The organism is Kitasatospora sp. NPDC054795, from assembly GCF_053611565.1.
Genome location: NZ_JBSHAP010000014.1, coordinates 17,381 through 30,944, shown reverse-complemented (window position 1 = coordinate 30,944; position 13,564 = coordinate 17,381). Strand labels below are relative to the sequence as shown.

Below are 13,564 nucleotides of genomic sequence, written 5' to 3'. Positions count from 1 at the left end.
CAGGGGCGTCCTAGCCGGCCACCGCCGTGGCCCGGCTCTCGCGGACCACCGTCACCCGGATCCGGCCCGGGTAGGTCAGCTCGGTGGAGAACTGGCGGGCGACCTCACGGGCGATCAGCTCCGCGCCCAGGTCGTCCACCGCGTCCGGGCGGACCATCACCCGGACCTCCCGGCCGGCCTGCATCGCGTACACCTCGGCCACGCCCTGGTGCGAGCGCGCGATCTCCTCCAGCCGCGCCAGCCGCCGCACGTACAGCTCCAGCGACTCCTTGCGCGCGCCCGGCCGGCCGCCCGAGCAGCCGTCCGCGGCCTGGGTCAGCACGGCCGTCACCGTCCGGGGATCGACCTCGTTGTGGTGGGCGGCGATCGCGTGCACCACCTCGGGGGACTCGCCGTACCGCCGGGCGAGCTCCGCGCCCACCGCCGCGTGGCTGCCCTCCGACTCATGGGTGAGCGCCTTGCCGATGTCGTGCAGCAGCGCCGCGCGCCGCACCGGCTCCGGGTCCACTCCGAGCTCGGCGGCCATCATCCCGGCCAGGTGCGCGGACTCCAGCAGGTGCCCGAGCACGTTCTGCCCGTACGACGCCCGGTAGCGCAACGAACCCAGGGTGCGGACGAGTTCGGGGTGCATCGCGCCGACCCGGGCGTCCAGCAGGGCGTCCTCGCCGGCCCGGACGCAGCGCTGCCCGACCTCCTCGCGGCTGCGCTCGTGCAGGTGCTCGATCCGGGTCGGGTGGATCCGGCCGTCCTCGACCAGCTGCTCCAGGGTGAGCCGGGCGGTCTCCCGGCGGACCGGGTCGAAGCAGGACAGCTGCACCGACTCGGGGGTGTCGTCGACGATCAGGTTCACGCCGGTGACCGCCTCGAAGGCCCGGATGTTGCGGCCCTCCCGACCGATGATCCGGCCCTTGATGTCCTCGTTCGGCAGCGGCAGGACGGTGACGGCGCTCTCCATCGTCTGCTCCGTCGCCAGCCGCTGGATCGCCCCGGCGACGATGTCCCGGGCCCGGCGCTCGCCCTCCTCCTTGGCCTCGCGCTCGATCTCCCGGACGGTGACCGCGGCCTCCCGCCGGACCGACTCCTCGGCCTCCCGCAGGAGTTCGGCACGGGCCTGCTCGGCGGAGAGCCCGGCGGCCCGCTCCAGCGCCGCCACCCGGCGGGCGACCAGCGCCTCGGACTCGCTCCGGGACCGCTCCAACTCGGTCGAGCGCTCCGCCAGTTCGTCCTCGCGGCGGCGCAGCCTGCGCAGCTCCTCGGCCATGTCCTGCTCGCGCCGGGCGAGTTCGGCCCGCTGCCCGGCGCTCTGCTCCTCGGCCCGCCGACGGGCCTGCTCGGCCTCGGCCAGCGCGCTGTGCCGGGCCGCCCGGAGCCGCCTGACCACCAGCCCGGCGGCCACCGCGAACACCAGCAGCAGGAACGCGGCCGATCCGGCGACCGCCACCAGCGAGCCGCCCGGGCCGGTGCCCGCCGAGATCCCCATGTGCCGCCCACTCCCCCGTCGCCGCGCGGGCCGCCGTACGGAGGCGCCCCGGGAACTGATGGCGAGGCTAGGTGGGGGTCATGAAAGGGTCAAGGGTTGACCTGGTTCACTCCAGGACGCCTACAGAACTGCCACTACTCCCGACCCGACAGTTCACTCCGCTCCTCCTCCAGCGCTCTGCGCACCACCCGGAACGCCAGTCCCTCGGAGTAGCCGCGCCGGGCCAGCATCCCGACCAGCCGCCGGGTGCGCACCTGTGCGTCCAGCCCTCGGGTGGAACGCAGCCTGCGCTCCACCAGCGCCCGGGCCGCGTCCGTCTCGTCGTCGTGGTCGACCTGGGCGACGGCCTGCTCGACCAGGTCGGCGGCGACACCCTTGGTGCGCAGCTCCTGGGTCAGCGCCCGCCGGGACAGGCCCCGGACGGCGTGCCGGGACTCCACCCAGGCCGCGGCGAAGGCCGCGTCGTCGATCAGCCCGACCTCTTCGAGCCGGATGAGCACCTCGTCGGCGACCTCGTCCGGGATCTCCCGCTTGCGCAGGGCGTCGGCGAGCTGCTTGCGGGTCTTGGCGGCGCCGGTCAGCAGCCGCAGGCAGATGTCCCGCGCGCGGGTCTCCGGATCGACCGACTCCTCGGCCTGCTTCCGGGAGGCGCGGCCGGTGCCCTCCTCCCCGGACGGCCCGGCCGCGGAACGGCCCCGACGGGTGCCGCGACGGGAGGCCGAGGCGGCCGCACCCCCGTGACCGGCCGCCTCGCCTCCGCCCCGGCCGCTCTCCACGGCCGCCGGTGCCGAAGCGGGCCCCGCCGCTTCGAGTTCCTCGGCCTCCAGGGCCGAGCGCCGCCGTCGGCGGCCGGTGGGCAGCTCGGAGGCGGAGACCAGGCCGAGCGCCTCGACCGATGCTTCCGCCGGCTCCGGCCCGGGCGCCGCGCCGCGCACCGCCCGGTCCGGAGCCAGGTCGAACTCCGGCTCGGGGCCGGATGCCCACTGCGTGGTGGAGCGGCGGTCGCGCCTGGAGGGCCGCCGCCCGGGCCTCTCGGCCGCCGGCTCCGGTTCCTCCGCGACCGCGGCGAACCAGTCCGGCGGGCCGTAGTCGTCGTCCTCCGGGCCCGCCGGGCCGCCGCCCACCGTGTCGTACTGCGTCAACGGATCAGGCCTTGGCCGCCGCCGTCTTCTTCGCCGCGGCCGTCTTGGTGGCGGTCGCGGTGATCGGCTTGGCGGCGCCGTCGGCGGCGGGAGCGGCAGCGGCAGCGGCGTCGGCCCCACCCTCGGCCGGCTCCTCCACCTTCGGGCCGATGCCGAGCTTGCCCTTGATCTTCCGCTCGATCTCGTCGGCGAGCTGCGGGTTGTCCCGCAGGAAGTTCCGGGCGTTCTCCTTGCCCTGGCCGAGCTGGTCGCCCTCGTAGGTGTACCAGGCGCCCGACTTGCGGATGAAGCCGTGCTCCACGCCCATGTCGATCAGGCCGCCCTCGCGGCTGATGCCCACGCCGTAGAGGATGTCGAACTCGGCCTGCTTGAACGGCGCGGCGACCTTGTTCTTGACCACCTTGACACGGGTGCGGTTGCCGACCGCCTCGGTGCCGTCCTTCAGGGTCTCGATCCGGCGGATGTCGAGGCGGACCGAGGCGTAGAACTTCAGCGCCCGGCCACCCGTCGTGGTCTCCGGCGAACCGAACATCACGCCGATCTTCTCGCGCAGCTGGTTGATGAAGATCGCGGTGGTGTTCGACTGGTTCAGCGCACCGGCGATCTTGCGCAGCGCCTGGCTCATCAGTCGGGCCTGCAGACCGACGTGCGAGTCGCCCATCTCGCCCTCGATCTCGGCGCGCGGCACGAGCGCCGCGACCGAGTCGATGATCACCAGGTCGATCGCGCCGGAGCGGATCAGCATGTCGGTGATCTCCAGCGCCTGCTCACCGGTGTCCGGCTGGCTGACCAGCAGGGCGTCGGTGTCCACGCCGAGCTTCTTGGCGTACTCCGGGTCGAGCGCGTGCTCCGCGTCGACGAACGCGACCGTGCCGCCGGCCTTCTGGGCGTTGGCGGCCAGGTGCAGGGTCAGGGTGGTCTTGCCGGAGGACTCGGGGCCGTAGATCTCGACCACCCGGCCGCGCGGGATGCCGCCGACCCCGAGGGCGACGTCCAGGGCGGTGGACCCGGTGGAGATCACCTCGACCGGCTCATTGGCCTTCTCGCCGAGGCGCATCACCGAGCCCTTGCCGAACTGCCGCTCGATCTGGGCGAGAGCGGTCTCCAGGGCCTTCTCGCGGTCCGTACCTGCCATGGCTTTTTCCCTCGGGTTCTGTGCTGTGCGCTTCATCGTCCTCGACGCTAGCGCGTCCCACTGACAAACGGGCTCGATCGGGCTCGGCCTGTGGAAAACTCCTCGCCGGAGAGTACAAAGAACATCTGTTCGATTCAAGCGTCGCACGTCCGGGCCGTGGCGCCCCCCGGGGCACCCCCCGGGGCGGCGCCCCCGGGCACTCCCCCCGCCGCGTCCCCTCCCCGCCCACCAAACCGCCCACCCCCCGGGGCCCCACCCCGCGCCGCGCCCGCCGCGCCCGCCGCTGCTCGCCCCGGTCGATCCGCGGATCGGTGGCCACCTCGTACCGCCGCACGTACGTCCCCACGAAGCCCTGGAGCGTGGCCGCCGCCGGGATCGCGATCACCGCGCCGACCGCGCCGAGCAGCGCCGCGCCCGCGATCACCGAGCCGAAGGCCACCGCCGGGTGCACGTCCACCGTCCGCGCGGTGATCCGCGGCTGCAGCAGGTAGTTCTCGACCTGCTGGTAGACCACCACGAAGACCAGCACCCAGAGCGCGTCCACCGGCTCCACCGTCAGCGCCACCAGCACCGGCAGCGTCCCGGCCAGGTACGTCCCGAGGGTCGGCACGAACTGCGACATGACGCCGGCCCAGACCGCCAGCGCGGCCGCGTACGGCAGGTCCAGCAGCTCGAACATCACCCAGTGCCCGGCGGCCGACACCACCGCGAGCAGCGCCCGGGAGTACAGGTAGCCGCCGGTCTTGGCGAGCGCGATCTCCCAGGCCCGCAGCACCTCGCCCTGCTTGGCGGGCGGCAGCATCGAACAGACCGTCCGGCGCACCCGCGGGCCCTCGGCGGTGAAGTAGAAGGTGAACAGCCCGACCGTGAAGGCCTGGAAGAGCCCGCCGATCACGGTGGACGAGACGCCCCAGACATTGTCGGCGGCCTGCTGGACGTAGTTCTCGATGGTGCCGGAGTCCTTGAGCAACCGATTCTGCAACTCGCCCAGCGAGAGGTCCTGGTGGAAGGTCTGGTTGATCCAGCCGATCAGATTGTCGACCAGGTGCGGAAGGTCCCCCGCGATCTTCGCCACCTGGTCGACCAGCAGCGTGCCGAGCGCGGCGAGGAAGCCCACCACCGCGGCCCCGACCGCCACGAAGACCAGGAAGGTCCCCACCCCCCGGCGCACCCCGCGCGCCGCCATCCGGTCCACGGCCGGCTCCAGCGCCAGCGACAGGAAGAACGACACCAGCAGCATCACGAACAGGTCGATCAGCTGCCGGAACGCCCAGTCGGCGAGCTGGAACACCCCCACCAGCACCAGGAACAGCACCATCGCCCGCGGCAGCCAGCGCGGCATCCCGCCGCCCCAGAGCCCCCCGCCCACCGGAGCGCCCTCGGCACTCCGGTCCGAATTCTTCTGCTCTGCGCTATTTGTCACCCGAACAGTCTGTCCCATGCCGCCCGGAGGCCGGCACTCAGCGCAGCACGCCGGAGACGCCCTGGGTGTCGCAGACCACGCGCCAGACGTCCTTGGCCTCCCAGCCCGACTCCAGCGCCTGGCGCACCGTCCGCCCGCCCAGCTCGCTCATCACATGGTCGGTCGCGAACGACTCCGCGTACGACTCCCCGAAGTGCGCGTACATCCGTCGCCAGAAATCCGTCAGCCTCATGCCTCGAGTATCCCGGACCGCGCCCGCCAGTCCCCGGCCGTCAGCGCGTACTCGACCTCACCGTGATCACTGCCCGGGATCGTCTCCGGGCAGTCCTCGCGGAACGTACGGACGTACGAGAGCCCGCTCTTCTCCATCACCCGCCGCGCGCCCGCGTTCACCGTCATGGTGTACGCCACCACCCGCTCCACCCCCAGCTCCGCGAACCCGCGCCGGACCAGCGCCCGCGCTCCCTCCGTCGCGTACCCGCGCCCCCACGCGGCCCGCCGCAGGCGGTACCCGAGCTCGACCTCCCCGCGCTCCCCCTCCCGCGTCGGCCGGAACTCGAACCACCCCAGGAACGCCCCGCCCGCCCGCTCCTCGGCAGCCCACCAGCCGAGGTCGCCGTACCGCCGGTAGTGCTCCAGGTACTGCGGCAACAACTCCCCCTCGACCCACTCCCGCGGGCTCGGCCTCCCCCCGGTGAGGAAGCGCATCACCGCGGGGTCCCCGTCCAACTCCACGAGCCGGTCCGCGTCCGCCGCCGTGAAGCGCCGCAGCACCAGCCGCTCGGTCGTCAGGAACACCGCCGCGTCCGATTCACCCATGCCCCGATCCTCACCCCCGTCCCGCCGCCCCGTCACCTGCTTTTCCCCGCCCCACCACCCGATGGGCGCGCGGGGCGCAGCCCGCGCGCCCGCAGCGGAAACCGCGCCCCCGTCACCGGGGCAGCGCCAGCAGCCCCGCACCGAAGTACTGCCGCTCCCCGCAGCCGAACACCCCCGCAGGACACCCCGGCGCCGCCGCCCCCGCCAGCACCCCCGCCAACCCGTCCGCCCCCAGGTCCGGACGCAGGGCCGCCACCACCGCCACCGCCCCGGTCACGTGCGCGGCCGCCATCGAGGTCCCCGCCAGCGCGGCGTACCGCCCGTCCGGCCAGTCGGAGACGATCGCGCCCTGCGGCCCGCCGTCCGGGTCGCCCCCCGGCGCGGCCAGCGAGACCCGTCCGCGGCCGTAGTTGGAGTAGCCCGCCGGGTGCCCGTCCCGGTTGACCGCGGTGACGGTGACCACCCCGGGCAGCTCGCCGGGCAGCCGCACGCACTCGGTGCCCAGGTGGCGGACGGGCGCCGGCCCCGAGACCCGGTCGTTGGGGCTCCGGTCGTCGGTCCGCCCGGCGCCGAGGTCCTGCCCGTCGTTGCCCGCCGAGGCGACCACCACCGCCCCCTTCCGCCGGGCGTACCCGACGGCCCGCCCGACGGCCGCGGTCAGTGCGGCCTGGTCCCGGTCCTCGGGGCAGTTGTACTTCCACGGGTCGGCGAAGTAGCTGTTGTTGATCGCCCTGGCCCCGTGGTCGGCGGCCCAGAGCATGCCGCAGACGACGTTCTCGGCGTAGTACTGCCCGAGCGGCCCGAGCAGCCGGACGGCGGCGATCCGTACGCCCGGCGCGACCCCGGTGACGCCGTGGCCGTCCCGGGTGGCGCCCACGATCCCGGCGACGTGCGTGCCGTGGCCGCTCTCGACCACCCCGGGGTCCGGCCGCCAGGCGCCGGTCCGGGCGTCGGGCCGGCCGTCCGCGCAGGAGGCGGAGGCCTTGGGGTCGACGGCGGCGCGCAGGTCCGGGTGGGTGTCGTCGACGCCGGAGTCCAGCACGGCGACCAGCACCTTGTGCAGCACGTCGGCGCCCGGCACCGCACCCCCGGCCGGCACCACGCCCCCGCCCCGCCCCGCGCCTGCGGCCGGCGGCGCGCCACCGGACACCGCCGAGGCATCGCCCGCCCGGACGCCGGCGCTCCCGACCATGGCGAGGTTCCAGGCGCCCGCCTCCCCCGGATCGGGCACCGTCACGGTCCCCGAGTCCGCCCGGTCACCACCGCGCGGAAGGACGTCCCCGCTCCGCCGCGTCCCGGCCACCGGCCCCGCGCCAGTGCCCGCCGAGAAGTCGCCCGCCCCCGCCACCGCCCGCGGCGGCGCGACCACCGGCGCGGTCCTGGTCGCGCCGACGGCGGCGATCCCGGGCCGGGCCCGCACCCGGTCGGCGAACGGGCCGGTCGCGTACACCAGCGCGGCCCCGATCTGCGGGTACTCCTGGACCACCTGCCCGCCCGCGGCCCGGCTCTCCGCACCGGCCCGGGCCGCGCCGGCGGCGTCCTCGCCCTCGGCCAGCACCAGGTAGCTGAGGTACGCCCGCCCCGATCCGGACACGTACGGGACGGCGCCACCCACCACGAGCGCCGTGAGCAGCATCGCGAGCAGCGCCCTGACGGGCCCGCCGACCCGGCGGCGCCGGACGGTCCTGCCCGACGGGTGCACCTGCGCCATCGCACGGTCTCCGCTCGTCGGTCCGGTGGGTCACGGCTGGATCAAGCATCCGATTCCTCACCATATGAGCGGATTGTTGTTTCTGCTCCCCGGCTTGCACCCCTCCCCCCGCGCCTTCCGCCCGCCCTCCCCGCACCTCAAGCCCGTCCCCTCCCGGACCCCCGTCCCGGCCCACCCCCACTTGTCGGTCCCACCCGGCACCATGGGGGCATGGCGCCCCAGCACCCGACCCCGCCCGCCGACGACCCCCTGGCCGGTTTCGCCCCGGCCACCCGGGCCTGGTTCACCGGCGCCTTCTCCGCCCCCACCGCCGCCCAGGCCGAGGCCTGGCGGGCCATCCAGCGGGAGACGGACGTCCTGGTGGTCGCCCCCACCGGCTCCGGCAAGACGCTGGCCGCCTTCCTCTCCGCCCTCGACCGCCTCAGCACCACCCCGCCCCCCGCCGAGCCCAGGCGCCGCTGCCGGGTCCTCTACGTCTCGCCGCTCAAGGCGCTCGCGGTGGACGTCGAACGGAACCTGCGCGCCCCGCTGGCCGGCCTGCGCCAGGCCGCGGTGCGGCTCGGCCTGCCCGAACCGGAGGTCCAGGTCGCCATCCGCTCCGGCGACACCCCGGCCGCCGACCGCCGCCGCTTCGCGACCCACCCGCCGGACATCCTGATCACCACCCCCGAGTCGCTGTTCCTGCTACTCACCTCCGCCTCCCGGGAGGCCCTGCGCGGCGTGGACACGGTGATCCTGGACGAGGTGCACGCGGTCGCCGGCACCAAGCGCGGCGCGCACCTCGCACTCAGCCTGGAGCGGCTGGACGAGCTGCTGGACCGCCCGGCCCGCCGGATCGGCCTGTCCGCGACGGTCCGCCCGGTCGAGGAGGTGGCCCGCTTCCTGAGCCCCCGGCGGGGCGCCGCCGTGGTCCAGCCCGCCTCCGAAAAGGACTTCGACCTCTCGGTGGTCGTCCCCGTCCCCGACCTGGACGACCTGCCCGCCGCCCCGGCCACCGGCGGCGCTGCCGGCACCGACCCGCAGCGGCAGGCGTCGATCTGGCCGCACGTCGAGGAGCGGATCGTCGACCTGGTCGAGGCGCACCGCTCGACCATCGTCTTCGCCAACTCCCGCCGGCTGGCCGAGCGGCTGTGCAACCGGCTGAACGAGATCGCCTACGAGCGCGCCACCGGCACCGCCGTCCCCGGGGCGCACGCCCCGGCCGAGCTGATGGGCGGCTCGGGCGCGGCCAAGGGCGCGCCCCCGGTGATCGCCCGGGCCCACCACGGCTCCGTCTCCAAGGAGCAGCGGTCGCTCGTCGAGGAGGAGTTGAAGGCCGGCCGGCTGCCCGCCGTGGTCGCCACCTCCAGCCTGGAGCTGGGCATCGACATGGGCGCCGTCGAGCTGGTCGTCCAGGTCGAGTCCCCGCCCTCGGTCGCCTCCGGCCTGCAACGGGTCGGCCGGGCCGGCCACCAGGTCGGCGCCGTCTCCACCGGTGTGTTCTTCCCCAAGTACCGGGGGGACCTCGTGCAGTCCGCCGTGGTCACCGAGCGGATGCGGGCCGGCCGGATCGAGTCGCTGCGCGTCCCGCGCAACCCGCTGGACGTGCTCGCCCAGCAGCTGGTCGCGATGACGGCCCTGGACGCCTGGCCGGTGGACGAGCTGCTCGCCGTGGTCCGCCGCGCCGCCCCCTTCGCCACCCTCCCGCAGTCCGCGTTCGACGCCGTGCTCGACATGCTGGCCGGCCGCTACCCCTCGGACGCATTCGCCGAGCTGCGCCCCCGCCTGGTGTGGGACCGGGTGGCCGGCACGGTGACCGGCCGCCCCGGCGCCCAGCGGCTGGCCGTCACCTCCGGCGGCACCATCCCCGACCGCGGCCTGTTCGGCGTCTTCATCGCCGGCACCACCGCGTCCGACTCGAAGACGGGGAAGAAGGGCGGTGGCGGGCGACGGGTGGGCGAGCTCGACGAGGAGATGGTCTACGAGTCCCGCGTCGGCGACGTGTTCACCCTCGGCACCACCTCCTGGCGGATCGAGGAGATCACCCACGACAAGGTGCTGGTCACCCCGGCTCCCGGCGTCCCCGGCCGGCTCCCGTTCTGGAAGGGCGACACCCTCGGCCGTCCGCTCGAACTCGGCCGCGCCCTCGGCGCCTTCACCCGCGAACTGGGCGCCCTCCGGCCCGAGGCCGCCACCGCGCGCCTCCAGCAGGCCGGCCTGGACGACTGGGCGGCCGCCAACCTGCTGGACTACCTGGCCGAGCAGCGCGCCGCCTGCGGCCACCTCCCGGACGACCGCACCATCGTGGTCGAGCGCTTCCGGGACGAGCTCGGCGACTGGCGGATCGTCATCCACTCCCCCTTCGGCGCCCAGGTGCACGCCCCCTGGGCGCTCGCCCTCGGCGCCCGGCTGCGCGAGAAGCACGGCCTGGACCCGCAGGTCATGCACGCCGACGACGGCATCGTGCTGCGCCTGCCCGACGCCGACCTGCTGGCCGCCGACTTCGACTTCGGCGGCCCCCCGGAGCAGGCGGTCCCGGACGAGGCACCGGTCGGCGCCGACGCCGCCCTGTTCGACCCCGGCGAGATCGAACAGCTGGTCACCGACCAGGTCGGTGGCTCCGCCCTGTTCGCCTCCCGCTTCCGGGAGTGCGCCGGCCGCGCCCTGCTGCTCCCCCGTCGCAGCCCCGGCCGCCGCACCCCGCTCTGGCAGCAGCGCCAGCGCGCCGCCCAGTTGCTCGAAGTCGCCTCCGAGTACGGCTCGTTCCCGATCGTCCTGGAGGCCGTCCGGGAGTGCCTGCAGGACGTGTTCGACGTCCCCGGCCTGGTCGAGCTGATGGGCGATCTGGAGTCCCGCGCCGTCCGCCTGGTCGAGGTCACCACCCCGGAGCCCTCACCCTTCGCCCGCTCGCTGCTGTTCGGCTACGTCGCCCAGTTCCTCTACGAGGGCGACACCCCGCTCGCCGAGCGCCGTGCCGCCGCCCTCTCGCTCGACTCCCGGCTGCTGTCCGAACTCCTCGGCCAGGCCGAACTGAGCGAACTGCTCGACCCGCAGGTGCTCACCGAGCTGGAGGCCGAGCTCCAGCGCCTCACCCCCGAACGCCGGATCAAGGACGCCGAGGGTGTCGCCGACGCCCTGCGCCTGCTCGGCCCGCTCACCGAGGCCGAGTTGACGCTCCGCGGCGCCGATCCGCTCTGGGCCCTGGAGCTGGAGGCGGCCCGCCGGGTGATCCAGGTCCGGATCGCCGGCGAGCAGCGCTGGACCGCGATCGAGGACGCCGGACGGCTGCGCGACGCGCTGGGCACGCCGCTGCCGGTGGGTGTCCCGGAGGCCTTCACCGAACCGGTCAAGGATCCGCTGGGCGATCTGATCGCCCGCCACGCCCGTACCCACGGCCCGTTCGCCGCCGCGGAGGCCGCCGCTCGCTACGGCCTGGGCGGCGCCGTGGTCGCCGGCACCCTGCACCGCCTGACCGCCGCCGGCCGTCTGGTCCAGGGCCGCTTCAGGCCCTCCGAGAGCCACACCGCCCCCGAGTGGTGCGACGCCGAGGTGCTGCGCCGGCTGCGCCGCCGCTCGCTGGCGGCCCTGCGCCAGGAGGTCGAGCCGGTCCCGCCGCGCGCCCTGGCCGCCTTCCTGCCGCAATGGCAGCACCTGTCCGGCCACCGGCTGCGCGGCCCGGACGGCCTGCTGCGGGTGGTCGAGCAGCTCCAGGGCACCGCCCTGCCCGCCTCCGCGCTGGAGAAGCTGATCCTCCCGGCCCGGCTCACCGACTACTCCCCCGGTCTGCTGGACGAGCTGATGGCGGCCGGCGAGGTCGGCTGGTGCGGGGCCGGCGCGCTGCCCGGCAAGGACGGCTGGCTCAGCCTGCACCTCGCCGAGAACGCCCACCTGCTGCGCCCCGAGCCCGTTCCGCCCGCGCTCACCCCGGTGCACAGCGCCCTGATGTCCGCACTGGCCGGCGGCTACGGCCTGTTCTTCCGCCAGCTCGTCCAGCAGTTGCCGGAGGAGACCGCCGAGGCGGAGATCGTCGCGGCGCTCTGGGACCTGGTCTGGGCCGGTCACGTCACCAACGACACCCTCGCCCCGCTGCGCGCCCTGCTCGGCTCCGGACGGACGGCGGGCGCCACCGCCCACCGCGCGCCGAGGTCCACCCCGCGCGGCCGCTACGGCGGCGCCGGCCGCGCCTTCGGCCGGGTCGGCGGCGCCCTGCGCAGCGGCCCGCCGACGGTGGCCGGCCGGTGGTCACTGCTGCCCGCCTTCGCCGCCGACCCGACGGTCCGGGCCACCGCCCGGGCGCAGAGCCTGCTGGACCGGCACGGCCTGCTCACCCGGGGCACGGTGGCGGCCGAACGGGTGCCCGGCGGCTTCGCCGGCGTCTACCGGGTGCTCGCCGCGATGGAGGAGCGCGGCCGGGCCCGCCGGGGCTACTTCGTCGAGGGCCTGGGCGGCGCCCAGTTCGCCATGGAGGGCGCGGCGGACCGGCTGCGCTCGGTGAACGGCCGGCTGGAGCGGGCCCGGGCCGCCGAGTGGCCGGTCTCCCCGGTGGGCGAGCCGCCGCAGACGCTGGTGCTGGCGGCCGCGGACCCGGCCAACGCGTACGGCGCCGCCCTGCCCTGGCCCGAGCCGCCCACCGCCCCCGGCGGCAAGGAGTCCACCGCCCACCGCCCGGGGCGCAAGGCGGGCGCCCTGATGGTCCTGGTGGACGGCGAGCCGGCGCTGTACGTCGAGCGCGGCGGCAAGTCCCTGCTGGCCTGGCCGCAGGACGGAGCCACCCTGGCGCTGGCGGCCGGGGCGCTCGCGGCCGCCGTCCGGGAGGGCGCGCTCGGCAGCGTGACGGTCGAGCGGGCCAACGGCGAGCCCGCCCTCGGCTCGGATCTCGGCCGGGCCCTGGAGGAGGCCGGCTTCCACGCCACCCCGCGCGGCCTGCGTCTGCGCCCCTGACCACGCGGTTCCGGCCCCGTCGAATCACCCGGTCGGCGGCGGCTGTACCTCCACCGGCTCCACCGGTGCCACCGGCTCCGCGCGCGGACGCCGGGCCGGTCCGGTCGCGTTCCAGTCGGCGTGGACCGGAATGAGACCGAGTCCCCAGCCGCCGGCCGCGAGCAACCCCAGCACCGCACCGTCGGTCAACTGCCCCCGGACCACCAGGAGCCACCAGGCGAGCCCGGCCGCCGAGAGCGCCAGCAGCCCGCGCACCGGACGCCGTACCCGGGTGGACAGCCGCGCCCGGGCCCGTATTCGGGCCATCGGGCGCGTCTGCGCGTCTGTTCGCACGACCGCCCTCCCTTCGCTCGCCCCGGGCAGGGGCGCCCGGGAGTCGAGGCCGGGATCAGGCGGCGACCACGTCCATCGCGGCGGCCTTGGGCGACAGGGTCGCCCGGTCGGTGCCGGGGGCGGGCAGCGGAACCGGTTCGAGTACCGGCCTCAGCAGATCACCTTCGGAGAGGGTGGCCATCGCCGCAAGTTCGGCGAGCGACAGTTCGTCGCTGACCTCGCGCATGACCTCGGACATCCGGACATCGAGTGCGTCGCAGATGGCGGAGAGCAGCTCCGAGGACGCCTCCTTCTGTCCCCGCTCGACCTCGGAGAGGTATCCGAGCGAAACCCTGGCGGCCGCCGACACCTCGCGGAGTGTGCGGCCCTGGCGCTGGCGCTGCCGACGCAGTACATCGCCCAGTAGGCGACGAAGCAGGATCATCGGTGCCTCCCTCCTCGGACTGCGGATCGAGATGTCACGACCCCACCGTACCGCCTTGCCCGCTTCGCGTGCGGGGACCCTGGTCGTGTTCACTCTGGGCTGCAAGGCCGTCCCCCTCCTCGTTCCGGTGTCGTACCGGGGTTCGCGGGCCCTTCGTGGTACCCGTCGCGACCCGCC

The 13,564-nt window shown here is 75.2% G+C and carries 10 protein-coding genes; 1 reads left to right on the top strand and 9 read right to left on the bottom strand.

Annotation, left to right across the window (positions count from 1 at the left end; genetic code table 11):
• Positions 1 to 10: 10 nt before the first annotated feature.
• The 7 genes from rny to ACWGJO_RS07365 form a co-directional block, all read right to left on the bottom strand.
• Entirely contained in the window at positions 11 to 1,480 is a 1,470-nt protein-coding gene (gene rny / locus ACWGJO_RS07395) for a ribonuclease Y (RefSeq protein WP_452182577.1), read from the bottom strand.
• A 134-nt stretch (positions 1,481 to 1,614) separates the two neighbouring features.
• Positions 1,615 to 2,622 carry a regulatory protein RecX gene (locus ACWGJO_RS07390; protein ID WP_452182576.1) on the bottom strand — a complete coding sequence of 336 codons (1,008 nt, stop codon included), beginning with the start codon at positions 2,620 to 2,622 and terminating at the stop codon, positions 1,615 to 1,617.
• Positions 2,623 to 2,626: 4 nt separating this feature from the next.
• Entirely contained in the window at positions 2,627 to 3,757 is a 1,131-nt protein-coding gene (recA, locus tag ACWGJO_RS07385; RefSeq protein WP_452182575.1) for a recombinase RecA, read from the bottom strand.
• A complete protein-coding gene (locus tag ACWGJO_RS07380) occupies positions 3,654 to 5,180 on the bottom strand; it encodes an AI-2E family transporter (protein WP_452182574.1) in 1,527 nt (508 codons plus the stop codon). Before ACWGJO_RS07380 ends, recA begins: the two co-directional genes overlap by 104 nt.
• 37 nt (positions 5,181 to 5,217) lie before the next feature.
• Positions 5,218 to 5,412: a DUF3046 domain-containing protein gene (locus ACWGJO_RS07375; RefSeq protein ID WP_359907122.1), complete on the bottom strand. Its 195-nt coding sequence runs from the start codon at positions 5,410 to 5,412 to the stop codon at positions 5,218 to 5,220.
• Positions 5,409 to 5,999, bottom strand: coding sequence for a GNAT family N-acetyltransferase (locus ACWGJO_RS07370; protein ID WP_452182573.1), 591 nt, complete (start codon positions 5,997 to 5,999; stop codon positions 5,409 to 5,411). Before ACWGJO_RS07370 ends, ACWGJO_RS07375 begins: the two co-directional genes overlap by 4 nt.
• Before the next feature lie 112 nt (positions 6,000 to 6,111).
• Positions 6,112 to 7,710 (bottom strand): S8 family serine peptidase, encoded by a 1,599-nt coding sequence (locus ACWGJO_RS07365; protein ID WP_452182572.1) that lies wholly within the window; start codon positions 7,708 to 7,710, stop codon positions 6,112 to 6,114.
• A 210-nt stretch (positions 7,711 to 7,920) separates the two neighbouring features.
• Here ACWGJO_RS07365 and ACWGJO_RS07360 point away from each other — a divergent pair, with 210 nt between their 5' ends.
• The gene (locus tag ACWGJO_RS07360) at positions 7,921 to 12,630 is read left to right on the top strand and encodes an ATP-dependent helicase (RefSeq protein WP_452182571.1); all 4,710 of its coding nucleotides are present in this window, start codon (positions 7,921 to 7,923) and stop codon (positions 12,628 to 12,630) included.
• A gap of 24 nt (positions 12,631 to 12,654) precedes the next feature.
• Here the strand turns inward: ACWGJO_RS07360 and ACWGJO_RS07355 are convergent, their stop codons facing one another.
• Together ACWGJO_RS07355 and ACWGJO_RS07350 are read right to left on the bottom strand one after the other, a co-directional pair.
• Positions 12,655 to 12,963, bottom strand: coding sequence for a hypothetical protein (locus ACWGJO_RS07355; protein ID WP_452182570.1), 309 nt, complete (start codon positions 12,961 to 12,963; stop codon positions 12,655 to 12,657).
• Between the two features lie 55 nt (positions 12,964 to 13,018).
• Positions 13,019 to 13,387, bottom strand: coding sequence for a helix-turn-helix domain-containing protein (locus ACWGJO_RS07350; RefSeq protein ID WP_387694057.1), 369 nt, complete (start codon positions 13,385 to 13,387; stop codon positions 13,019 to 13,021).
• Between the last annotated feature and the right edge of the window lie 177 nt (positions 13,388 to 13,564).